Origin of the sequence: Pseudosulfitobacter pseudonitzschiae, assembly GCF_900129395.1 — a bacterium.
GTDB classification, from domain to species: domain Bacteria; phylum Pseudomonadota; class Alphaproteobacteria; order Rhodobacterales; family Rhodobacteraceae; genus Pseudosulfitobacter; species Pseudosulfitobacter pseudonitzschiae.
In genome coordinates this window covers 500145-521547 of record NZ_FQVP01000003.1, presented here as the reverse complement: position 1 = coordinate 521547, position 21403 = coordinate 500145, and the positions used below count along the sequence as shown (strand labels likewise).

Here is a 21403-nt window from a genome sequence, read left to right as displayed (position 1 = left end):
GTCTGAGGTCTGAAGGAGTTTACCATGCGCCGAGTCGTCGTGACAGGGCTGGGGATTGTGTCGTCTATCGGCAACAATGCAAGCGAAGTGCTGGCCGCCCTCAAGGCTGGCAAATCCGGTATCGTGGCATCCGAAGAGATGACCGAACACGGGTTTCGCAGCCGCATCGCAGGGACGTTGAAAATAGACGTCTCCGAATTGGTCGACAAACGCACCTTGCGTTTCATGGGACCGGGTGCCGCCTATGCCCATATCGCCATGGCCGAGGCCATTGCAGACGCGGGTCTGACCGAGGATGACATCGTGAACCCGCGCACCGGTCTTGTGGCCGGTTCGGGCGGTCCATCCACATCCGCTCTGTTCCAGGCGCACCAGACGGTGCTGTCATCGGGTGCGACAAAACGCATCGGGCCATTTGCCGTGCCCAAATGCATGTCCTCGACGATCAGCGCCAACCTGGCGACAGCCTACAAGATCAAGGGCATCAACTATTCGATCACATCTGCCTGCTCGACCTCTTTGCACTGCATCGGCAACGCCGCCGAACAGATCATGATGGGCAAACAAGACGTGATGTTTGCCGGTGGCGGTGAAGAGCTGGACTGGACCCTGTCGTGCCTCTTCGACGCGATGGGCGCGATGTCGTCCAAATTCAACGACACGCCCGAGAAAGCCTCGCGCGCGTTCGACGCGAACCGCGACGGCTTTGTCATCTCGGGTGGCGGTGGCATGGTCGTGCTGGAAGAGCTGGAACATGCGCTGGCGCGCGGTGCCGAGATTTACGCCGAAGTCACCGGCTTTGCCGCCACTTCCGACGGGCACGACATGGTCGCACCCTCGGGCGAGGGCGGTGAACGCGCGATGCGTCTGGCGCTGCAAACCCTGCCCGAGGGCCGCAAGGTCGGCTATATCAACGCGCACGGCACCTCGACCCCCGTCGGCGACGTCGGCGAAATCGAAGCGGTACGCCGCGTGTTCGGTCAGGGCAGCACGCCGCCTGTGTCCTCGACCAAGTCGATGACAGGCCATGCACAAGGGGCCGCCGGTGCCCTTGAGGCGATCTTTTGCCTGCTGATGCTGAAACATGACTTCATCACGCCTTCGATCAACGTCGAGACGCTGGACGAAAGACTGGACCCCGCCGAAATTGCCACCAAGCTGGTCGAGAACGCAGGGCTGGACTCCGTCATGACAAACTCGTTCGGGTTTGGCGGCACCAACGGGTCGATGATCCTTTCCAAATATAAAGAGTGATTGCAAAAATGTCGGATGTGCTTGCAGGAAAACGCGGCCTGATTATGGGCGTGGCCAATGATCGATCCATCGCATGGGGCATTGCCAAGGCGATGCACGCGGCCGGGGCCGAACTGGCCTTTACCTATCAGGGCGAGGCGTTCGGCAAGCGGCTTGAGCCACTGGCAGCCTCGGTCGGGTCCGATTTCATGGTCGACGTTGACGTCACCGACGACGCCAGTCTGGACGGCGCATTCGAGCAGCTGGGCGCACGCTGGCCGACGATTGATTTCGTGGTCCATGCCATTGCATTTTCGGACAAATCCGAACTGACGGGGCGGTTCCTGAACACCAGCCGCGCCAACTTCAAGAACTCCATGGATATCTCGGCCTATTCCTTCATCGACGTGGCGCGCCGTGCGCATCCGCTTATGGTGGAAAACGGTGGGACGTTGCTGACGCTAACCTATCAGGGCAGCAACCGCGTCGTGCCGAATTACAACGTCATGGGTGTGGCCAAGGCCGCGCTGGAAAGCGCCACGCGCTATCTGGCCAACGACCTTGGCCCCGAAGGCATCCGCGTCAACGCCATTTCACCCGGTCCGATGAAAACGCTGGCAGGTGCGGCCATTGGCGGCGCGCGCAAGACCTACAAGCACACCGACCAAAACGCGCCGCTGCGCTCGAACGCGACGCTGGAAGCGGTGGGCGGCACGGCGGTTTACCTGGCATCGGACGCGGGCGCTTGCACCACCGGCGAGATCATTCGTGTCGATGGCGGGTTTCACGTGCTGGGCATGCCGCAGCCGGATCACCTGTAAGCATCGGTTCGGGTTCGGGGGCGCTGCCCCCGCGCCTTTGGCGCGCCCCCGGGATATTTTTGGCCAAAAGAATTGCGCTCAGCGCAGCGCGTCTGTGCGCCACAGCCAGATTTTCAGGCCACCGTGGGCAACAGGGGCCTCTTGCGGTTTCCATGGAAGACCGCAAGCTTTGGCAAGACCGGGTTCCGAGGTGACAAGGCCGACGCGCCAGCCTTTGAACCGGGTTTTCAGGGTTTCCCCCAAAGTACCGTACAGCGGATACAGCAGGTTCTTGTTGCCGATGCGCGCGCCATAGGGCGGGTTGACGATGACCAGCCCGGGCGGGCCGTCCGGCGGTGTGACTTCACCCGCGCCGTGCACGTCGAACTGACATAGCGGGGCGACCCCTGCCCGTTCGGCGTTTTGCGTGCTCATGCGGATGGCACCCTGATCACGGTCTGATCCGAAGAAACGTGCGGGGCCGGTGATCGTGGGCATGTCCCTGCGCAGGGCGTCAAAGGCGTCCGCGTCGTAAGAGGCCAGCTTTTGAAACGCAAAGTCGCGCGAGCGGCCCGGTTGCAGTCCGCTGGCGATTTCAGCGGCTTCGATCAGGAAGGTGCCCGACCCGCACATCGGGTCCACCACGGGTTCCACGCCATCGTAACCGCATTGCCGCAGGAACATCGCGGCCAGATTCTCGCGCATCGGCGCCTTGCCCACGGCCTCTTTGTGGCCGCGCTTGTGCAGCGTCTCGCCCGAGGTATCCAGGCTGATGGTCACGGCGTTGTCGTCGATGCGCACCTTGATGACGATCTCGGCTTCGGGCGACAGGGTCAGCCCGTGGCTGTCGCGCAGGGCGGTTTCGATCCGTTGGGTGGCCGCACCGGCATGATAAATCTTGGAGCGTTTACAGGTGACCTGCACCCGCACCGGCACATCCGCACGCAGGATGTCGCCCCAGGGAAATTTGCGCGCGCGTTTGTCAAGTTGCGCCAGGTGGAAGGCCATGAAGTGCCCCACGCGCACCAGCACGCGCACCGCACCGCGCAGGCACAGGTTCGCACGCCAGACATCCGCCCAGCCACCTGTGATCGTGACCCCGCCGACGGAAGCCACGGGCGCGTCAAAACCGGCCTCGGCCACCTCGGCGGCAAGGACATGTTCCAGCCCGGGCGGGCAGACGAGGAATATTTCAAAAGGGTCAGGAGTGCTCATGGCCTGCGTCATACGCGCAATTCGCGGGCGCGGCCAGATGCTGTCGGTGGGGGTGTGCGGAGGGCTACACCGCCCTCCGCGAAAACCTGTCTCAGTTTACCGAGACGACTTCGATGTCAAAGGTCAGGTCCTTGCCCGCCAGCGGGTGGTTGGCGTCCAGCGTCACGGTGCTTTCGTCCACATCGACCACGGTCACAGGCAGGGCCTGACCGTCGGGGGTTTGCATTTGCAGCTGCGTGCCAAGGTCCAGCGGGATGTCGGCAGGGATGCCTTCGCGCGGAACCTGCTGGCGCATCTCGGGGTTCACGGCGCCATATGCCTCTTCGGCGGCAACCTTGACTTCTTTCTTTTCGCCAACGGCCATGCCGGGCAACGCGCTGTCCAGACCGGGAATAATCTGGCCGCTGCCGACCTGGAATTCCAGCGGGTCGCGGCCTGCGGAACTGTCAAAGGTGCTGCCGTCCAGCAACGTGCCTGTGTAATGAATGCGAACTGTATCGCCAGATTTGACCTGGGTCATGTAACTCTCCGAATTTTAGGGGGGAATGGACGGAGGCCGCGTGTCTGCGCGGGTGCTCCGGGGTTGGCATTAATTCAACATAGCGGCGCATAAGTGTAAACCCCGGCGCCGCCACGCCGCCTTGCGGTGATTTTGCGCCTTTTCCCTCGGGCTGCTGCGTGACAGTCTGCCTGGGCAGCCACCGGAGATAACCCATGCCCGTTACCACCTGCGTTTTTGATGCCTATGGCACGCTGTTCGATGTGGCCGCCGCCGCGCGACTGGCCGCTGAACAGCCGGAATTTCCAGCACTCGCAAAGGCTTGGCCGCAACTGGCCGAGCATTGGCGGGCCAAGCAGCTGAACTATTCATGGCTGCGTGCCGTCATGGGCACCCATACGGATTTCTGGACCGTGACGCAGGAGGCGCTGGACTGGTCGCTGGAAAAGACGGGGCTGGAGGGCGACGCGGCGCTGCGCCAGCGGTTGTTGGATCTCTACTGGGAATTGCAGGCCTACCCCGAGGTCCCCGCGATGTTGAAGACGCTGAAAGCCGCCGGGCTGAACACGGCGATTCTGTCCAACGGCGCGCCTGCGATGCTGGACGGGGCGGTGCAATCGGCAGGCATAGGCGACGTGCTGGACGACTGTCTGTCGGTGGAATCCGTGGGCATTTTCAAACCGGACAGCCGGGTCTACGATCTTGTGGGCGCGCGCTTTGGCTGCGCCAGGGACGAGGTTCTGTTCGTGTCCTCGAACGGCTGGGACGCAGCCGCCGCCGCGCATTATGGGTTTCGCACCGCATGGGTGAACCGCGCAGGCGATCCGGTGGACCGCCTGCCCGCCACCCCCGATACCATCCTGACCGATCTCACGGGCATCCCTGCCCTTGCCGGAGTTTGACATGGCCACCTTCACCACATCCGACGGGCTGCGCCTGTATTACACCGATACAGGCAACGGACTGCCGATCCTTTGCCTGTCCGGACTGGGACGCACCGGCGCCGATTTCCGCTATGTCGCGCCCTATCTGGACGACCACCGCGTGATCACGATGGATTATCGCGGACGCGGCAAATCCGAGTTTGACAAGGACTGGCGCAACTACACGCTGGCCGTGGAAAGCCGCGATGCGATCGAACTGCTGGATCACCTGGGCATCGACAAGGCCGCGATTCTTGGCACCTCGCGCGGGGGGCTGAACGCGATGATGCTGGGCCAGATGGTGCCGGACCGCATCCTTGGCGTGGCGTTCAACGATGTCGGCCCAGAGATTGACCCCAATGGCATCAAGGACATCATGGCCTACCTGGGTGTCAAACCCAGCATCCGCACCCATGCCGAAGCGGCGCTGATCCTGCCCAACCTGCTGGGCGGTTTCATCGGCGTGCCCGCCAGCCGCTGGATGGAAGAGGCCGAGACACATTTCGTCGATGACGGCGCGGGCGGGCTGAACCTGACCTATGACGCGCACCTGCGCGATGCGGTGGCCAACGAAACCGAAAGCCCCGACTTCTGGGCCTTTTTCGACGATCTCGCGGGCAAACCGCTGTGCCTGATCCATGCCGCCGGCAGCGACATTCTGAACGACAAGACGGCGCAGGAGATGCGCGCGCGGCGGCCCGACATGATTTACACCAACCTGCCCGATCGCGGGCATATTCCGTTTCTGGACGAACCTGCGGCTGTGACCGCCTTGAAAGACTGGCTGGACCTTATTCAATGAACATCGACATGATCCGTGCCGCAGCCCTGCGGCTGCAAGGGCACGCGCGCCGCACCCCGCTGCTGAACTCCCCCTTTATCGACCAGATCGCGGGCCGCCGCGTCTGGATCAAGCCCGAGTGCCTGCAACACACCGGCAGTTTCAAGTTTCGAGGCGCATGGTCGGCGCTGTCAGCGCTGGATGCGGAAACGCGCGCCAAAGGTGTCATCGCCTTTTCCTCGGGCAACCACGCACAGGGCGTGGCGCTTGCTGCGGCCCAACACGGGGTGCCGTCAGTGATCATCATGCCATCGGACGCGCCTGCGCTGAAGCTCGCGAACACCCGCGCACTGGGGGCCGAAGTGGTGACCTATGACCGCGCCACCGAGGACCGCGACGCCATCGGCGACCGGCTGGCGGCGGAACGAGGTCTGACGCTGATCAAACCCTTTGACGAACCGCAGGTGATCGCGGGTCAAGGCTCGGTGGGCCTTGAGATCGCAGAAGATGCAAACGCCCAAGGGATCAAATCCGCTGACGTGCTGGTGTGCTGTGGTGGCGGCGGGCTGACCTCGGGGATTGCCCTGGCGCTCGAGGCCGATGCACCGGGGCTGCGCGTGCGCCCGGCCGAGCCAGAAGGTTTTGACGACGTGAAACAGTCGCTGCAAAGCGGGCAGATCGAGCGCAACGCGCAGACCTCGGGCAATATTTGCGACGCCATCATGACCCCCGCGCCTGGGCACATCACCTTTCCCATCCTGCACCGGCTGTGCGGCCCCGGTCTGGCGGTGTCCGAGGACGAGGCGCTGCATGCCGTCGCACAGGCGTTCCTGCGGCTAAAGCTGGTGGCGGAACCCGGCGGCGCGGCGGCGCTGGCGGCCGCGCTGTCGCGTCGCGACGAGATCGCAGGCGATGACGTGATTGTCGTGATCTCGGGCGGAAATGTCGATGCACCCATGTTCGCACGCGCGCTGGACACATTGGAATGACGCGGTTCACGATCTCCGGTTTCAAGGTGAAAACCTGATCGGTCCAGAAAAGGAACACCCATGAGTCCAACGCACATTGGCGAAATGCAAGACTTCGGCGTATTGAACGACAACCGGACAGATGGCAGCCACGCCGAACGGCCGTATAACAAGCGGGCCTCGGACCGCGGGCGGATCATGGCGCATCTGGCGCTGGGACAAGGAGACGAACGATGAAACTGGCAGACCTGGGCGACGTACGCCTGCATTACCGTATCGACGGCCCCGACGATGGCGCACCGGTGGTGTTCGCCAACTCGCTGGGCACCGATTTGCGGCTGTGGGACCCGATCATGCCGCTGTTGCCTGCGGGTCTGCGGGTGCTGCGCTTTGACAAGCGCGGGCATGGGCTGTCGTCCTGCCCGCCCTCGCCCTATTCGATGGGGTCGCTGGTGACGGATGCCGAAAAGCTGATGGACATGCACGGCTTCAAGGACGCGCTTTTCGTGGGACTGTCGATCGGCGGGATGATCGCGCAGGGGCTGGCTGTCAAACGTCTGGACCTGGTGCGTGCGCTGGTGCTGTCGAACACCGGGGCCAAGATCGGCAATGCCGATATGTGGGGCGAGCGTATCGCCGCCGTGCTGAAAGGTGGGATCGAACCCTTGGCCGACGCAGTGATGGAACGCTGGTTCGCGCCCGATTTCCGCGCCACGCCCGAGCTTGAGCTGTGGCGCAACATGCTGATCCGCCAGGAGGTGCAGGGATACGCGGGTTGCTCGTCCGCCATCTCGGGCACCGACTTCTATTCCACCACCGCATCATTGCGCCTGCCCGCCCTTGGAATTGCCGGGTCCGAGGACGGCTCGACCCCGCCCGATCTGGTGCGCGAAACCATCGACCTGATCCCCGGCAGCCAGTTCCAGATCATCCGCCGCACCGGCCACCTGCCCTGCGTCGAAAAACCCGAGGAATACGCGCAGATCCTGACCAGGTTCATGCGCGACACGGGGCATATCTGAGATGGCGGCCAGTGTTTTCGCAAGCCCGCTCTACGGGCAGTTGTTCGCCACGGGCGAGACCGGACGCCTGTTCACCGACAGCGCCGAAGTGCGCGCCATGCTGCTGGTCGAAGGGGCATTGGCCAAAGTGCAGGGTGGCTTGGGCGTGATCCCCGAGATCAGCGGCGCCGCGATCCACCGCGCCAGCCTGGAGGTCGCCATCGACCCCGGTGCCCTGGGTGCCGCCACGGGTCAGAACGGCGTGCCGGTGCCCGGATTGGTCGCGGCGTTTCGTGCGGCGATGGAGGCCCCGGAGCATGCACAATATGCCCACTGGGGCGCCACCAGCCAGGACATCGCCGACACCGCGCTGATGCTGCGGTTGCGTCAGGCGCTGGCACTGGCCGAGGCGGACATCCGCAAGCTGTTGGGGGCACTGGCCCAAGCAGCCGAGGATCACGCCGCCACACCAATGCCGGCCCGCACCTATGGCCAGGTCGCCACTCCGACCAGCTGGGGCGCGGTTCTGGCGCAGTGGGGCACGCCCTTGATTGCCGCATTGGACGACCTGCCTGCCCTGCGCGAGGCCAGCCTGTGGGTGTCGTTGTCGGGCGCGGCGGGCACATCCTCGGCGCTAGGCCCCAAGGCGGCAGAGACGCGCGCGGCGCTGGCAAAAGCTCTGGGGTTGAAAGACCCCGGCCACAGCTGGCACACCGACCGCAGCCCGGTGTTGCGCATAGCCGAATGGATGGCGCGGGTGACGGCCACGCTGGCCGCGATGGGCGACACGTTGGTGGGGCTGACCATGTCCGGGATCGGCGAGGTCACCCTCTCCGGTGCCGGCGGATCATCGACGATGCCACAGAAACAGAACCCGGTCGGACCTTCGGCGCTGGTCGCGCTGAACATCAAGATGGCCGGTCTGCGCGCGTCGCTGCAAGCGGCCGCCGCACACCAGCACCAACGGGACGGGGCGTCCTGGTTCGCCGAATGGATGGTTCTGCCGCAAGTCGTTCTGACCAACGCCTGTGCCCTGCATCACGCGTTGAAACTGGCAGAAGGCATCAATCCGGTGCCTGCGCGGATGCACGCAGCCCTTGAGGACGGTCTGGGCCTGATCCATGCCGAGGCGCTGAGCTTTGCGCTGGCGAGCCAGATGCCGCGCCCCGAAGCACAAGCCGCGACCAAGGCACTGTGCAAGGACGCGATGGACACCCAGACCCCGCTGCCCGAACTGGCCGCGCGTGCCTATCCCGAGCTGCCAAAGGGGCTGTTTGACGCCGCATCGCAGATGGGCACGGCCGCAGACGACGCCCGCACCTTTGCCCGCCGCGCCCGCAGCGCCGCTGCCGTGTAGCACCGGCGTGAAACCCGCCGTTGTTTTCCTGCTGTTCACCGTCCTGCTGGACGCAATGGGCATCGGGCTGATCCTGCCGATCATGCCCGACCTGATCCGTGAGGTGCAGGGCGGCACGCTGGCGCAGGCGGCGCTGTGGGGCGGCGTGCTGTCCACAACCTTTGCGGTGATGCAGTTCCTCTTCGGCCCGGTGATCGGCGGGCTGTCCGACCGCTTTGGCCGCCGTCCCGTGCTGCTCTTGTCGCTGGTCGTCATGTGTCTGGATTACATGCTGATGGCGGTGGCGGGCAGCATCTGGTTGCTGCTGGTGGGGCGGATCATCGGCGGGGTTGCCGCCTCGACCCAGTCGACGGCCAACGCCTGTATGGCCGACCTCTCGGCCCCCGAAAACAAAAGCGCCAATTTCGGCCTGATCGGCGCGGCCTTTGGCATCGGTTTCGTGCTGGGGCCCCTGATCGGCGGGCTGCTGGCCGAATATGGCACCCGCGCGCCCTTCTGGGCGGCGGCGACCCTGTCGGGACTGAATGCGCTGTTCGGCTGGCTGGTGCTGAGCGAAACCGTCACCGACCGCATCCGCCGCGCGTTTTCATGGCGGCGGGCAAACCCGCTGGGCACATTGCGCGCACTGGGACAACTGCCGCAAATCCGTCGCCTGCTGGTGGTCTATTTCATCTATCAGTTCGCCTTTATCGTCTATCCGGCGATCTGGGCCTATTTCGGTCACGCGCGGTTCAACTGGTCTCCTGCCTTGATCGGCCTCAGCCTTGGCCTGTTCGGCATTGCCATGGCCGTGGTACAGGGTGGCCTGATCCGCATTGCCCTGCGCCGGTTTGGAGAAAGCGGTACGATCGTCTACGGGCTGCTGTTCAGTGTCCTGACCTATATCCTGATCGCGCTGGTCACCTCGGGCACCGTGGCGTTGATCCTGACACCGCTGGCCGCCTTGGGCGGTGTCATCGCCCCCGCCTTGCAGGGGATCATGTCAAAGGCCACCGGCGACGACCAGCAAGGCGAATTGCAAGGGGCCATGGTATCGGTCAACGCACTGGCAATGATCCTGTCGCCGATGGTGATGACCTCGGTGTTCTACAGCTTCACCGCCACCGACGCACCCATCCATCTGCCCGGTGCGCCCTTTGTGCTGTCGGCCCTGCTGACGGGGCTGGCGCTGGTGATCTACCTGCGGCCCATCGGCACACGGATCACCTGACGTTATCTGGCCAAACTGGCGCGGACGAACCGGGGAAGTGTCGGTTTCCGACATGCGCGGCCCCATTGCGCCCCCCACCCTGAACGGGTCGATCACCTTCCGCCATCAGGACTGTCCCATGCAAATCATCAAAGCCGCCGTCTGCCACGCCTTTGGAGAGCCTCTGCGCATCGAAGACATCCACCTGCGCGCGCCCGAACAAGGCGAGGTGGAAGTGACCGTCGACGCGGTGGCGATCTGTCATTCGGACATTTCCTATGCCGAAGGGTCCTGGGGCGGCAGCCTGCCAGCGGTCTATGGTCACGAGGCAGCGGGACGCGTCAGCGCCGTTGGGACCGGTGTGCAGGGGGTGTCTGAGGGCGATAGTGTTGTGGTCACATTGATCCGTTCGTGCGGGTCCTGCGCGCCTTGCGCCGGGGGCAGCCCGGTGTCCTGCGAGACACCCTACAACGGCGACATGGGCCCGATCACCCTGCCGGACGGCAGCAAGCTGCATCAGGCAATGGCCACCGGCGGCTTTGCCGAAAAGGTGGTGGTGGACCAGCGTCAGGTGGTGCGCATTTCGGACAAGATCGCCAAGGACGTGGCCTCGCTCTTGGCCTGTGGGGTGATCACCGGAGTGGGTGCGGTGGTGAACTCGGCGCATCTGCGCGCTGGTCAGGACGTGGTGGTGATCGGCGCGGGCGGCGTCGGGCTGAACGCCATCCAAGGCGCACGGATTGCAGGTGCGCGGCGCATCGTGGCCGTCGACATGAGCAACGAGAAACTTGACGTTGCCAAGGCATTCGGCGCAACACATGGCGTTCTGGCGACCCACAAAGCGCCCTGGCTGGCGGCGCGCACAGCCTTGGGTGGGCGCGGCGCAGATGCGGTGATCGTCACCGTGGGTGCCATTCCGGCCTATGACCAGGCCCCGAACTATCTGGCCACGGGGGGCAGGGTCATTATGGTCGGAATGCCCCACGTCGGGGGGCAGGCAACATACCAGCCTGTCAATCTGGCCGCTGCCGGTCAGGGCATGATCGGGTCGAAAATGGGGGATGTGGTGATCCAGCGCGACATTCCCTGGATGCTGGATCTGTACGAGCAGGGTCGTCTGAAACTGGACGAGTTGATCTCGGGACGGTGGTCGCTGGAACAGATCAACGAGGCGATTGCCGATACCAAGACTGGAACTGCGCGGCGCAATGTGATCGTGTTTAACCGATAAGCATAGGATGCCGACCGACCGGGGCTCTGCCCCCGATTTTGATTCCGGCCCCGGAGTTTATTGGCAAGATGAAGGACCAGCCCGCATGAAGCTGCAAGATCTTGATATTATCATCACGGCCCCGCCTGCTCCGGGCTGGGGCGGGCGCTATTGGATATTGGTCAAGGTGACCACCAACACCGGCATCGTCGGCTGGGGTGAGTGTTACGCGGCCTCTGTGGGGCCTCGGGCCATGCAGGCGGTGATCGAGGACGTGTTCACGCGGCACATGCAGGGCGAAAACCCCGAGAACATCGAACTGATGTTCCGCCGCGCCTACTCGGCTGGCTTTACCCAGCGGCCCGACCTGACCGTAATGGGGGCGTTTTCAGGGCTGGAAATCGCGTGTTGGGACATCTTGGGCAAGGATCGCGGGCGGCCTGTGCACGCGCTGATCGGCGGACGGATGAACGACCGCATTCGCGCCTACACCTATCTCTACCCCCTGCCTCATCATGACCTGACGGCCTTTTGGACCTCGCCCCAGATGGCCGCCGAAGCCGCCGCCGATTGCATGGCGCGGGGATACACGGCGGTCAAATTCGACCCCGCCGGTCCCTATACCCTGCGCGGCGGCCACATGCCTGCAATGAGCGACATCAGCCAGTCGGTGGCCTTCTGCAAGGCAATCCGCGAAGCGGTGGGCGACCGCGCCGACCTGCTGTTCGGCACCCACGGTCAGTTCACCACCGCCGGCGCGATCCGGCTGGGCCGCGCCATCGCGCCCTACAGTCCGCTTTGGTACGAGGAGCCCGTGCCACCGGACAATGCCGCACAAATGGCCGCCGTGGCCAGCGCCGTGGGCATTCCCGTGGCCACTGGCGAGCGACTGACCACCAAGGCCGAGTTCGCCCCGATCCTGCGCAGTGGTGCGGCCAGCATCCTGCAACCTGCCCTGGGCCGTGCGGGCGGCATCTGGGAGGTCAAGAAAATCGCGGCAATGGCCGAGGTGTACAATGCGCAACTCGCGCCGCATCTTTACGCAGGGCCAATCGAATGGGCCGCCAACCTGCAACTGGCCGCGTCCATCCCCAACCTGCTGATGTGTGAAACCATCGAAACCCCGTTCCACGACGCGCTGATCAAGGGCAGCATCCGGGTCGAGGACGGCTTTGTCACGCCATCAGACGCGCCCGGTCTGGGGATCGAGGTGGACGAGGACCTGGCCCGTGCAAACCCCTACACCGGCACCGGCCTGCATCTGGAAATGCAGGAAGCGCCTTGCGACTACGTGAATGGCAATGCATTCGAGGGCGGCGCGCCTGCGCCAAAGACCTAGTACAACCGCACGCCGCTGACCGCCACATCAACCGCGAATTCACGACCCACCGCGACCACGCCGACACGGCGCAACTCGGACGCATCGAAACTGGCGTCCGTCCGATAGGCTTCGAGCGCATCAAAAGGCACCTTGATCGTGGTCCACGCCGCCGTCGCCACGAACTCGGTGCGGAAGGACTGCCACGCACGGGTCAACCGCGTGGTGCGCAGGCGCAGGTCATAGCGTTCATCGTTGCCGTAAACGTCCAGCTCCAGACCGGTCCATCCGCCGGCATCTTCTGCCAGATCAAACGCCATCTGGATAAATCCGCCACCATAGCACGTCGGGAAGAAAGGCTGTTTGTAGGTTATGGCCGCCTGCGCAGCCTTTAAATTGCACAGCGGGTGGCCATAACCGGGTCTCAGGTCTCAACAGTGGTTTTGCATAACCACACTGTGAGGAGACCGGCTATGACCGCTACCTATGCTACCCTTTCGACCGTGTTGGTCGCCATCGACATTTCCAAGCATCGACATGAGGTGCTGATCAGCATTCCGGGCAAAAAGCGCCGCCGCCGACTGACGATTACGAACACGCTGGAGGATTTTCAGCGCTTGGCCACCACTCTCGCCAGCTATGAACTGCCGGTACGGATCGGGTTTGAGGCGACCGGTAATTATCACCGTGCCTTGGCCCACCACCTCGGCCTAGCCGGGTTCGACCTGAAGCTTGTCTCTTCCGTTGGCTTGGCCCGAACGCGCGAGGCTCTGCACAACAGCTGGGACAAGAATGATCCCAAGGACGCCCAGGTCATTCTGCATATGCTGGAGATCGGGGCAGTGCAGTTCTTCCATGATCCGCTGGTGACCGGGAAAGCCGACATCCAGGAACTGTCGAAGACCCACGAGATCGTTTCGCGCTCGAAGACTGAGCTGTGGCACCGCATCCTCACGCATTACCTGCCGCTCTATTTCCCCGAGGCGGAGCGCTTTCACCGCAGTTCCCGCACCGACTGGTTTCTCGCATTCCTTGAGAAGTATCCCACACCACACATAATCAAGGCTATGGACCGGGAGGCTTTCGTCGCCGATGCTTGGCATGTTGTCGGCCGCAAGGTTTCCAAAGAACGTATGCTTTCAGACATTTACGACACGGCGGTCGAATCTGTAGGCTTGCCGGTTCACCCGGACTCCGATGCGGTCCGCATGTTCCGTCTCGTGTTAGCCGAGGGCCGCAGTCTGATCCGACAGCGTGATGAGATCGAGGCACGGGCCGTCGAGCTTCTGTCCGATCTCCCCGACTATCAACTGCTGACGACCATTCCCGGCATCGGCCCGATCAACGCCATGACCATCCTGGCCGAGGCCGGTGACTTGCGTCGCTTCCGGCACCATCGACAGTTCCTGAAGTTCTGCGGCATGGACCTCGCCACAACGCAATCCGGCATGTTCCGCGGCCAGAGCCGGATCTCGAAGTATGGCAACGCCCGTTTGCGGCGCACGCTTTGGATGGCCGGTCAGACCGCCGTGCTAAAGCGGACCAACAGCTTCCGGGACAAGTTCGAGCGCTACATCTCAAAGGATCGACACAACGCGCATCTGCGTCGCAAGGCCTATACGGCGATAGCGGCCAAGATGGCGCGCACTGTACACGCCGTCGTCAAAAACGGCGCACCCTATCGCCCCTTCTTCGAAGGGGTGAGCCCAGGCGGAAGGACCTCTCTCTGTAGCAGCCGTGGAGGCAGTTCGCTGACCTCGTAGATAATGTTCGGGCCTTCTGCTTGGGATTTGGGATCTCGTATTGAGGACGGTGAGGGCCGCCATCGCGCGTACCCTGTGTTTGCTATGGAAGAGATCATTTCTTGACGGCAGAGCCCGTCTGGGCAAACGTAACAGGGCATCCGGTTCGCTGGATGCCCCATGACCTGCTGACCTAAGCAGCCAGATTTTCCCGACATAGGACGTTGTCCGTGCTGACCGCCCCCGTCAGACGCATGGCCGCGCGGCCCGCAACCTGCGCTGGACCCGCCTGCCCGCGCGACACGCCGCCCATAACACCGTCGGCAACATACTCCCAATCGGGATGCAGCACCTTCATGCGCTTTTTTCCAGATGCCGCCCGAGAAACCCCAGCCAGTTTTCGTGGCAGATCTTGGCGATCAATTCCGCGCCAAACCCTGCGTCTTCCATCGCCTTGACCAACACCGGCAAGTCGGCTGCCGACGCGATCCCGTCGGGCATCCGCGCGCCGTCGAAATCGCTGCCCAGCGCCACGTGATCCTCGCCCAGATGCGCGACCATATAATCCAGATGGCGAATGCAGGCATCCAGCCCCACGCGCCACGTCTTCCAGCCCTCGTCGCTGAGAAACGGCGGCGCAAAGTTCAGCCCCGCAATGCCGCCGCTTTGGGCGATGACCTGCAATTGCGCGTCGGTCAGGTTGCGCGTGGACGGGCACAGCGCCCATGCGTTCGAATGGGTGGCAACAACGGGCTGGCCCATGTTTGCAATGTCTTCGAACCCTTTCAGGGTGATATGACTGGTGTCCAACATGATCCCCAGCACGCCGCAACGCGCGGCCAGACGCTTGCCATCGTCGGTCAGACCCGGGCCCTGATCAGGATCACGGAAGTGGCCAAACGGCACGCCGTGGCCAAAGATATTGTTGCGCGACCAGACCGGCCCCAGCGACCGCAGGCCAACACCATGCAGCACATCCAGCGCCAGCAGATCGGCGTCGATGCAATCCGCGCCTTCCAGATGCAGGATACAGGCCAACGCATCGCCCATGAACGCGCGCGCAAGCTGGTCGGGCTGCGTGACAATCTCGATCAGGCCCGCATCGGCCAGTTGCAAGGCGATCCCCGCCTGCCCCATCGCTGCCTGCAAGGCCCATCCCTGATCCAGCGGATCGTCCAGAGGTTCAAGCTCGATGGCCGTAACCTCGGTGTTGCCCGCATGCGGGGCGCGGCTGGCCGGACTGTAGATGGCAAAGAACCCGCCGCCCATCCCGCCCGCGCGACAGGCGTCGGCGTTCACGTGGCCTGCATCGGTCGCAAAATGCGCCACGGGGTCGCCTTGGTGCTTCCACAACCGCATCAGCGCATCGTTGTGCCCGTCAAATATCATCTGTTTCCCCATCAGTCTGCTGTCCAACCTCCGTCGACCATCATGGCCGTGCCTGTCACCATTCCCGAGGCATCCGACGCCAGATACAGCGCCGCCCCCATAATATCGCTGACCACGCCCGCGCGCGGCAGTTTGATCTTGTCCATGATCCACGCAAGGCTGTGTGCGTCGTTGAATGTACCTTCGGTCAGCGGCGTCCGGATGAAGGTGGGGCAGATCGTGTTGATGCGAATGCCCGCCTTGCCCCATTCGATGGCCATCGCCTTGACCATGCCCTCGACCGCGTGTTTCGACGCGCAATAAACCGCGCGGTCCGGGCCACCCACGTGACCCATCTGGCTGCTGATGTGGATGATCGAACCGGGCTTGCCCGCGTTCAGAAGTGCGCGCGCGGCATAGGAGGACAGGAAATAAGCCCCCTTCACGTTCACATCCATCACCGTATCGAAATCTACCACATCGGTGTCCACCGCCGCCGAATGCCGCGCCAGCCCCGCCGAATTCACCACAATGTCAAAGGGCGTCGAAAACGCATCCTTCAACGCCGTCAGATCCGTCTGGTCCAGCACCAGCGCCTCGGCCGAATGCCCTGCGTCGCGCATGGCGGCCACGCTGTCGTGCAACACATCGGCGCGGCGCGCGGCACAGACCACATGGGCCCCCGCCCCGGCCAGCGCGACCGCGCAGCCCAGACCAATGCCCGAGGACGCCCCCGTGACAAGGGCGCGGCGGCCTGAGAGGTCGAAAGAAGGAATGTGTGGAAGTGTCTGAACCATCTGTCGCCTCGCTTTGGTGTTCGGCACAGCTTAGCGGATGATGCGCGTTTCACCAGAGCCTGCGCGGCGCGCTTGGGCTTGGATATTCAGAGCCAAAAGAAACGGGGGCACCGTGGCCCCCGCATCTGCTGTTTCAATTTTCAAAGCGTGCAGGCTTAAAAGAACGCCTGAATGCCGGTCTGCGCACGGCCCAGGATCAGGGCGTGCACGTCGTGGGTGCCCTCGTAGGTGTTGACCGTCTCAAGGTTCATCACGTGGCGCATCACCTGGAATTCACCCGAGATGCCGTTGCCGCCGTGCATGTCACGCGCGATGCGGGCAATGTCCAACGCCTTGCCGCAGTTGTTGCGCTTGACGATGGAAATCATCTCGGGCGCGGCCTGGGCTGCGTCCATCAGGCGACCCACTTGCAACGAGGCTTGCAGCCCCAGTGCAATCTCGGTCTGCATGTCGGCCAGTTTCTTCTGGAACAGCTGCGTTCCGGCCAGCGGTTTGTTGAATTGCTTGCGGTCCAGACCGTACTGGCGTGCGGCGTGCCAGCAGAATTCGGCAGCGCCCAGCGCGCCCCAGCTAATCCCGTAACGGGCACGGTTCAAACAGCCGAAGGGGCCTTTCAGACCTTGCACGTTGGGCAACAGCGCGTCGTCACCGACCTCGACACCGTCCATGACGATTTCACCGGTGATCGAAGCGCGCAAGGACAGCTTGTTTTCGATCTTGGGGGCGCTCAGACCCGTCATGCCTTTTTCCAGGATAAAGCCGCGGATCTTGCCGCCGTGCTCTTCCGACTTGGCCCAGACCACAAACACGTCCGCAAATGGCGCGTTGGAAATCCACATTTTCGAACCGGTCAGCTTGTAGCCCGTCGGTGTTTTCACCGCACGGGTTTTCATGCCCGCGGGGTCGGACCCGGCATCAGGTTCGGTCAGACCAAAGCAGCCGACCCATTCGCCGCTGGCCAGTTTCGGCAGGTATTTCTTGCGCTGCTCTTCCGAGCCGTAGGCATAGATCGGATAGATCACCAGGCTGGATTGCACCGACATCATCGACCGGTAACCGCTGTCGATCCGCTCGACTTCGCGGGCGACCAGACCATAAGAGACATAAGAGCCGCCCAGACCACCGTATTCCTCGGGCAGGGTCACGCCCAGCAGGCCCATGTCGCCCATTTCGGCAAAGATCGACTTGTCGGAGGTTTCGTTGGCAAAGGCGTCGATGATGCGCGGGGCCAGCTTTTCCTTGGCATAGGCCGCGGCGCTGTCCTGGATCATGCGCTCGTCTTCGGTCAGCTGTTGCGACAGGCGGAAAGGATCGGCCCAGTCGAAGCTGCCCAGATCGGGAGCGTCCTTGGCTTTCAGGATCGGGGTTTCTGCATTCATGATCAGCCTCTTTCTCGAATCTGTTGAATTTCGTGCAGTATTGCAAAGAAACGCGGCAAGTTCTAACAATCATCCGTCCTGTGATACATGAGGATTAGTCATAGATGATCGCGCCCCGACGCTTCCTGCCTTCGACCGGCGCGCTGATGGCGTTCGAGGCTGTGGCGCGTCTGGGGTCCGCCACGGCCGCCGCGCAAGAGCTGTCGTTGACCCAAAGCGGGGTCAGCCGCCAGTTGCGCAGCCTTGAGACACAGATCGGTGCGGCGCTGGTGCAGCGTGAGGGGCGCGCTCTGGTGCTGACGCCGGTGGGGCGCGAATATGCGCGCACGGTGCGCGAGATCCTGCACCGGCTGGCGGCGGCATCGGTGGCCGCACGTACAAACCCGGACGGCGGCACATTGAACCTTGCGATCCTGCCTGCATTCGGGATGCACTGGCTGGCCCCGCGCCTGCAGGATTTCGCCCGCACCCACCCAGAGGTCACGGTCAACTTGTCCACACGTCTGGCGCCCTTCGATTTCCGGGCCAGCCGGTTCGACGCTGCTATCCATTTCGGCCGCGCCGACTGGCCGGGGGCGGATCACCTGCCCCTGATGCCGGAAACGGTGGTGCCGGTTTGCGCGCCGGGGTTGCTGCAACAGGCCAGCAGCGCCCAGATCGCGGCGCAGCCCCTGCTGCATCTGGAAACGCGCCCCAAGGGCTGGGCGCGCTGGCTGGCGGCGCAAGGCTGGACAGGGGAATTGGGCGCCGGAATGCAGTTCGACCAATTCTCGACCATGGCACAGGCGGCGATCCACGGCATGGGCGTGGCATTGCTGCCGACCTTTGTCGCCCAGCCCTATCTGGACAGCGGCCAACTTGCGCTCGCCTCGGCGCAGACATCGCAAAGCATCGGGACCTATTACCTGGTGTGGCCTTCCGAACGCGCCACCCAGGCGTCGCTGCGGTCCTTTCGCGCGTGGCTGGGTGAACAGGCACGCAACGCGTCCGAACCAATACCTCAGACCTGACCCCTTGTCGTCGCATTTGCGCCGCAATCTCCCGCTAGGGCTTCGGTCAGTGTTTTCGGGTGGGGCCGGACCAAACAGGAGCATTCATGCTGCGTTCTATTCAAAAACTGGCCCTTGCCGCCGCTTTCGGTGCGACATTGGCCCCTGCCGCCTTCGCCGATGGTGAATCCACCAACGAACACACCGTCATGGTTCTGGGCGCATCTTTCTTTCCGCGTGTGACGTATGCAAGTCCCGGCGACACTGTCCGGTTCATCAACGCATCCGAAGCCGAACAGTCGATCGTGGCCAAAGATGAAAACTGGACCGTCGGCCCGATCGCGATCGAGGGCGAAGAGACATTCACCGTGTTCGCCGGAATGAAAAACGATTTCAGCCTGGTCCTGGCCGAAGATGCCGACGAAGAGGCCATTTCCAACGCTTCGGGCGCGATCAGCTTCAGCACGCCTCCACTCGGCAACTGATACTGCGCAGGGCGACACGCTCTGGGACCTGCTTGTCGTCCAGACAAGCGGGTCGTTCGGCGTTTCACTCAAAGGGTTCGATCAGTTCGGGCCCTTCGGCGCGGTTCGAGTTTACGGCCGTGCTCACACGGTGCATCTGCAATGTGTCTTCGGGCGCTGGCTGCATCAGGCGGGCGGCACCTTTGCCCTCTTCTCCCAACCACAGTGACAGCTGCTCCGGCTCCAGCACGACAGGCATCCGGTGGTGAATGGCGGACATCGTTGCGTTGGCCCCCGTGGTGACAATGGCGCAGGTCCGCAACCGGGTATCGCCCCCCTCCCAATCCTGCCAGATGGCCGCAAAGGTCAAGGGCGCGCCATCCCGGCGGGTGATGTACCACGGCAGTCGGTTGCCGTCGGCATCCTTGGTCCATTCATAGAACCCGGTGGCCAGCACGACACACCGCCTGTCGCGACAAGCGCTGCGAAAGGCGGGTTTATCGGCGATGGTCTCGGCCCGCGCGTTGATCAGCAACGGTCCGTCATTCGGTTTCTTGTACCATTGCGGGATAAACCCCCAACGCATCGCCCCCAGCGACCGCTGACTGCCATCGCTGCGGACGACATGCACCGGATCGGTGGGGCAGACGTTGAAATTGGGCACATGCGGCAAATCGTTTGCGGGCGCTGCCGCGAACAGTTGCGCCATCGCGTCGGGTGGTAGAGTAACGGCAATGCGGCCACACATGGTGGGGAATGTAGGCGACTTGTGCCACAGGTCCAAGCCCCGTCCACGGCCCACCCGCATTGAGCGGAAAGACGACGCCATCCGTTTGCAACCGCCATCAAAGCCGCGCAGACTGCAACCACACCGACCGATTGGACACCTGCCCCATGATCCGCCAGTTCCTGCCCGTCTTTGCCCTTTTGCTCGGCTCGTCCTTCCTGCTGTTCGCAGGGGGCATCAACGGGCTGATCCTGCCGGTGCGTGGCAGCGCCGAGGGGTTTTCGGCCTTTTCCTTAGGTCTGCTCGGCACGGGCTGGGCCATCGGCTACATGGCCGGTTGCGTGCTGACGCCGCGATTGGTGGCAAATGTCGGCCACGTGCGCGCGTTCGGCGCGATGGCCGCGATTGCCGCGGTGTCGATGCTGGGGTCTGCGATCATGCTGACACCATGGGCGTGGATCGCGCTGCGCGGCGTTTGCGGTTTCTGTTTTGCAGGTGCTGCGATGATTGTCGAAAGCTGGCTGAGCGATCAGGCGGCACCCGAGCAGCGCGGGCGCATCTTTGGCGTCTACACGATGGTCAACCTCGGAGCGGTGACCGCGGGTCAGATGACCCTGACGCTGGGCGACACCTCCGGGTTTTTCTTCTTTGCCTTGGGCGCGATATTCTATTGCCTGGCGCTGGTCCCCACCGCCCTGTCCTCCAACTCCAACCCCGCACCGCTTGTGGCTGCGCGACTGGATATGAAAGCCCTGTGGCGCAATTCACCTGTCGCAGTCTTCGCGGTGTTCTGGGTGGGGGTCAGCAACTCGGCCTTTGGCACGCTGGCGGCGGTCTATGCGGAACGCACGGGGCTGATGCTGGCCGCGATTGCATTCTTTACCTCATTGCCGATCCTGGCAGGTGCGCTGGCGCAAATCCCAGTGGGCATTCTCAGCGACCGGATGGACCGGCGCAAGGTGCTGGTGGGCATCGCGCTGGCCGCGCTGGTTGCCGACATCCTGTTCATCACCATCGCACCACAGGGGCGTATCCCCAACCTGGTCCTGGCCGCGATCCTGGGCGGGTCGATCTTTGCCATGTATCCGGTGATCGTGGCCCATGCCAACGACCACGCCGCCCCCGGCACGTCGATCCAGATCTCGGGCGGACTGCTGCTGCTTTACGGCGGCGGCGGTATCGTGGGGCCGCTGATGGCAGGCTGGGCGATGAGCAACTTTGCCGACCGGGCCCTGTTCATGGTCACCGCCGTCGCCCATGTTTTGGTGATCGTCTATACAATATGGCGCATCTCGCGCCGGGTGGCCGTGAAAGACGCGGACAAGACCGCCTTTCAGGTGGCACCGGGCGGTCGCGGCAGCACGCCGCAAACCGCGGTCCTGGGTGCATCCGAGGCCGAAGTGCAGGCCGAAGCCGACACTGCCGCAGCCTCGTAAGCACAGC

At 63.5% G+C, this 21403-nt stretch carries 23 protein-coding genes; 15 read left to right on the top strand and 8 right to left on the bottom strand.

The features are described from left to right. The first annotated feature begins 24 nt into the window (after nucleotides 1-24). Nucleotides 25-1254 (top strand): beta-ketoacyl-ACP synthase I, encoded by a 1230-nt coding sequence (fabB, locus tag BUC08_RS10715; RefSeq protein WP_037923957.1) that lies wholly within the window; start codon nucleotides 25-27, stop codon nucleotides 1252-1254. Between the two features lie 8 nt (nucleotides 1255-1262). After that, nucleotides 1263-2054, top strand: a complete 792-nt coding sequence (locus tag BUC08_RS10710) for an enoyl-ACP reductase FabI (protein ID WP_028958468.1) — start codon at nucleotides 1263-1265, stop codon at nucleotides 2052-2054. 78 nt (nucleotides 2055-2132) lie between these two features. Here BUC08_RS10710 and BUC08_RS10705 read toward each other — a convergent pair whose 3' ends face one another. Both BUC08_RS10705 and BUC08_RS10700 read right to left on the bottom strand, forming a co-directional pair. After that, on the bottom strand, nucleotides 2133-3248 hold the full coding sequence (locus BUC08_RS10705; protein ID WP_037924620.1) for a THUMP domain-containing class I SAM-dependent RNA methyltransferase: 1116 nt from the start codon (nucleotides 3246-3248) through the stop codon (nucleotides 2133-2135). Nucleotides 3249-3339: 91 nt separating this feature from the next. Continuing rightward, the gene (locus tag BUC08_RS10700; RefSeq protein ID WP_037923959.1) at nucleotides 3340-3768 is read right to left on the bottom strand and encodes an FKBP-type peptidyl-prolyl cis-trans isomerase; all 429 of its coding nucleotides are present in this window, start codon (nucleotides 3766-3768) and stop codon (nucleotides 3340-3342) included. Between the two features lie 194 nt (nucleotides 3769-3962). Here BUC08_RS10700 and BUC08_RS10695 point away from each other — a divergent pair, with 194 nt between their 5' ends. From BUC08_RS10695 to BUC08_RS10660, 9 genes are all read left to right on the top strand, one after another. Next, complete coding sequence (locus BUC08_RS10695) at nucleotides 3963-4649, top strand: haloacid dehalogenase type II (protein ID WP_037923961.1); 687 nt, start codon at nucleotides 3963-3965, stop codon at nucleotides 4647-4649. Between the two features lies 1 nt (nucleotide 4650). After that, complete coding sequence (locus BUC08_RS10690) at nucleotides 4651-5472, top strand: alpha/beta fold hydrolase (protein WP_037923963.1); 822 nt, start codon at nucleotides 4651-4653, stop codon at nucleotides 5470-5472. Beyond that, nucleotides 5469-6440, top strand: a complete 972-nt coding sequence (locus BUC08_RS10685; protein WP_037923965.1) for a threonine ammonia-lyase — start codon at nucleotides 5469-5471, stop codon at nucleotides 6438-6440. Before BUC08_RS10690 ends, BUC08_RS10685 begins: the two co-directional genes overlap by 4 nt. A gap of 60 nt (nucleotides 6441-6500) precedes the next feature. Next, nucleotides 6501-6656, top strand: coding sequence for a hypothetical protein (locus BUC08_RS24320; RefSeq protein WP_174861642.1), 156 nt, complete (start codon nucleotides 6501-6503; stop codon nucleotides 6654-6656). Continuing rightward, the gene (pcaD, locus tag BUC08_RS10680; RefSeq protein WP_037923967.1) at nucleotides 6653-7441 is read left to right on the top strand and encodes a 3-oxoadipate enol-lactonase; all 789 of its coding nucleotides are present in this window, start codon (nucleotides 6653-6655) and stop codon (nucleotides 7439-7441) included. The genes BUC08_RS24320 and pcaD overlap by 4 nt, the downstream gene beginning before the upstream one ends. A gap of 1 nt (nucleotide 7442) precedes the next feature. Beyond that, nucleotides 7443-8777, top strand: coding sequence for a lyase family protein (locus BUC08_RS10675; protein ID WP_037923969.1), 1335 nt, complete (start codon nucleotides 7443-7445; stop codon nucleotides 8775-8777). 7 nt (nucleotides 8778-8784) lie between these two features. After that, entirely contained in the window at nucleotides 8785-9987 is a 1203-nt protein-coding gene (locus BUC08_RS10670) for a TCR/Tet family MFS transporter (RefSeq protein ID WP_037924622.1), read from the top strand. A 118-nt stretch (nucleotides 9988-10105) separates the two neighbouring features. Next, nucleotides 10106-11197 carry a zinc-binding dehydrogenase gene (locus tag BUC08_RS10665; protein ID WP_037924625.1) on the top strand — a complete coding sequence of 364 codons (1092 nt, stop codon included), beginning with the start codon at nucleotides 10106-10108 and terminating at the stop codon, nucleotides 11195-11197. Nucleotides 11198-11282: 85 nt separating this feature from the next. Then, a complete protein-coding gene (locus BUC08_RS10660) occupies nucleotides 11283-12515 on the top strand; it encodes a mandelate racemase/muconate lactonizing enzyme family protein (RefSeq protein WP_037923972.1) in 1233 nt (410 codons plus the stop codon). Here BUC08_RS10660 and BUC08_RS10655 read toward each other — a convergent pair. Then, nucleotides 12512-12820 (bottom strand): CIA30 family protein, encoded by a 309-nt coding sequence (locus BUC08_RS10655; RefSeq protein WP_268794408.1) that lies wholly within the window; start codon nucleotides 12818-12820, stop codon nucleotides 12512-12514. The genes BUC08_RS10660 and BUC08_RS10655 overlap by 4 nt on opposite strands. 147 nt (nucleotides 12821-12967) lie before the next feature. Between BUC08_RS10655 and BUC08_RS10650 the strand changes: the two genes are divergently transcribed. Beyond that, the gene (locus tag BUC08_RS10650; protein WP_037923975.1) at nucleotides 12968-14257 is read left to right on the top strand and encodes an IS110 family RNA-guided transposase; all 1290 of its coding nucleotides are present in this window, start codon (nucleotides 12968-12970) and stop codon (nucleotides 14255-14257) included. Between the two features lie 172 nt (nucleotides 14258-14429). Here BUC08_RS10650 and BUC08_RS24600 read toward each other — a convergent pair whose 3' ends face one another. The 4 genes from BUC08_RS24600 to BUC08_RS10635 form a co-directional block, all read right to left on the bottom strand. Further along, nucleotides 14430-14594, bottom strand: coding sequence for a CIA30 family protein (locus BUC08_RS24600; protein WP_156024887.1), 165 nt, complete (start codon nucleotides 14592-14594; stop codon nucleotides 14430-14432). Then, nucleotides 14591-15625: a dipeptidase gene (locus BUC08_RS10645; protein ID WP_200796205.1), complete on the bottom strand. Its 1035-nt coding sequence runs from the start codon at nucleotides 15623-15625 to the stop codon at nucleotides 14591-14593. The genes BUC08_RS24600 and BUC08_RS10645 overlap by 4 nt, the downstream gene beginning before the upstream one ends. An 11-nt stretch (nucleotides 15626-15636) precedes the next feature. After that, complete coding sequence (locus tag BUC08_RS10640) at nucleotides 15637-16401, bottom strand: SDR family NAD(P)-dependent oxidoreductase (RefSeq protein ID WP_037923981.1); 765 nt, start codon at nucleotides 16399-16401, stop codon at nucleotides 15637-15639. A 155-nt stretch (nucleotides 16402-16556) separates the two neighbouring features. Then, nucleotides 16557-17780, bottom strand: a complete 1224-nt coding sequence (locus tag BUC08_RS10635; RefSeq protein WP_037923983.1) for an acyl-CoA dehydrogenase — start codon at nucleotides 17778-17780, stop codon at nucleotides 16557-16559. 104 nt (nucleotides 17781-17884) lie between these two features. Between BUC08_RS10635 and BUC08_RS10630 the strand changes: the two genes are divergently transcribed. Further along, entirely contained in the window at nucleotides 17885-18790 is a 906-nt protein-coding gene (locus BUC08_RS10630; RefSeq protein WP_037923986.1) for a LysR substrate-binding domain-containing protein, read from the top strand. 86 nt (nucleotides 18791-18876) lie between these two features. Beyond that, complete coding sequence (locus BUC08_RS10625; protein ID WP_037923988.1) at nucleotides 18877-19254, top strand: hypothetical protein; 378 nt, start codon at nucleotides 18877-18879, stop codon at nucleotides 19252-19254. A gap of 64 nt (nucleotides 19255-19318) precedes the next feature. On the opposite strand, the gene BUC08_RS10620 is transcribed toward BUC08_RS10625, so the two are convergent. Then, nucleotides 19319-19981, bottom strand: a complete 663-nt coding sequence (locus tag BUC08_RS10620) for an SOS response-associated peptidase (RefSeq protein ID WP_037924629.1) — start codon at nucleotides 19979-19981, stop codon at nucleotides 19319-19321. 146 nt (nucleotides 19982-20127) lie between these two features. On the opposite strand from BUC08_RS10620, the gene BUC08_RS10615 reads away from it, so the two are divergent. Then, a complete protein-coding gene (locus tag BUC08_RS10615) occupies nucleotides 20128-21396 on the top strand; it encodes an MFS transporter (protein WP_051694171.1) in 1269 nt (422 codons plus the stop codon). The last annotated feature ends 7 nt before the right edge of the window (nucleotides 21397-21403 follow it).

What these genes read in the sequence shown, in the direction of transcription:
- fabB (WP_037923957.1), top strand. Translation starts at nt 25, where the DNA reads ATGCGCCGAGTCGTCGTGACAGGGCTGGGGATTGTGTCGTCTATCGGC.
- BUC08_RS10710 (WP_028958468.1), top strand. Translation starts at nt 1,263, where the DNA reads ATGTCGGATGTGCTTGCAGGAAAACGCGGCCTGATTATGGGCGTGGCC.
- BUC08_RS10705 (WP_037924620.1), bottom strand. Translation starts at nt 3,248, where the DNA reads ATGAGCACTCCTGACCCTTTTGAAATATTCCTCGTCTGCCCGCCCGGG.
- BUC08_RS10700 (WP_037923959.1), bottom strand. Translation starts at nt 3,768, where the DNA reads ATGACCCAGGTCAAATCTGGCGATACAGTTCGCATTCATTACACAGGC.
- BUC08_RS10695 (WP_037923961.1), top strand. Translation starts at nt 3,963, where the DNA reads ATGCCCGTTACCACCTGCGTTTTTGATGCCTATGGCACGCTGTTCGAT.
- BUC08_RS10690 (WP_037923963.1), top strand. Translation starts at nt 4,651, where the DNA reads ATGGCCACCTTCACCACATCCGACGGGCTGCGCCTGTATTACACCGAT.
- BUC08_RS10685 (WP_037923965.1), top strand. Translation starts at nt 5,469, where the DNA reads ATGAACATCGACATGATCCGTGCCGCAGCCCTGCGGCTGCAAGGGCAC.
- BUC08_RS24320 (WP_174861642.1), top strand. Translation starts at nt 6,501, where the DNA reads ATGAGTCCAACGCACATTGGCGAAATGCAAGACTTCGGCGTATTGAAC.
- pcaD (WP_037923967.1), top strand. Translation starts at nt 6,653, where the DNA reads ATGAAACTGGCAGACCTGGGCGACGTACGCCTGCATTACCGTATCGAC.
- BUC08_RS10675 (WP_037923969.1), top strand. Translation starts at nt 7,443, where the DNA reads ATGGCGGCCAGTGTTTTCGCAAGCCCGCTCTACGGGCAGTTGTTCGCC.
- BUC08_RS10665 (WP_037924625.1), top strand. Translation starts at nt 10,106, where the DNA reads ATGCAAATCATCAAAGCCGCCGTCTGCCACGCCTTTGGAGAGCCTCTG.
- BUC08_RS10660 (WP_037923972.1), top strand. Translation starts at nt 11,283, where the DNA reads ATGAAGCTGCAAGATCTTGATATTATCATCACGGCCCCGCCTGCTCCG.
- BUC08_RS10650 (WP_037923975.1), top strand. Translation starts at nt 12,968, where the DNA reads ATGACCGCTACCTATGCTACCCTTTCGACCGTGTTGGTCGCCATCGAC.
- BUC08_RS24600 (WP_156024887.1), bottom strand. Translation starts at nt 14,594, where the DNA reads ATGAAGGTGCTGCATCCCGATTGGGAGTATGTTGCCGACGGTGTTATG.
- BUC08_RS10645 (WP_200796205.1), bottom strand. Translation starts at nt 15,625, where the DNA reads ATGATATTTGACGGGCACAACGATGCGCTGATGCGGTTGTGGAAGCAC.
- BUC08_RS10640 (WP_037923981.1), bottom strand. Translation starts at nt 16,401, where the DNA reads ATGGTTCAGACACTTCCACACATTCCTTCTTTCGACCTCTCAGGCCGC.
- BUC08_RS10635 (WP_037923983.1), bottom strand. Translation starts at nt 17,780, where the DNA reads ATGAATGCAGAAACCCCGATCCTGAAAGCCAAGGACGCTCCCGATCTG.
- BUC08_RS10630 (WP_037923986.1), top strand. Translation starts at nt 17,885, where the DNA reads ATGATCGCGCCCCGACGCTTCCTGCCTTCGACCGGCGCGCTGATGGCG.
- BUC08_RS10625 (WP_037923988.1), top strand. Translation starts at nt 18,877, where the DNA reads ATGCTGCGTTCTATTCAAAAACTGGCCCTTGCCGCCGCTTTCGGTGCG.
- BUC08_RS10620 (WP_037924629.1), bottom strand. Translation starts at nt 19,981, where the DNA reads ATGTGTGGCCGCATTGCCGTTACTCTACCACCCGACGCGATGGCGCAA.
- BUC08_RS10615 (WP_051694171.1), top strand. Translation starts at nt 20,128, where the DNA reads ATGATCCGCCAGTTCCTGCCCGTCTTTGCCCTTTTGCTCGGCTCGTCC.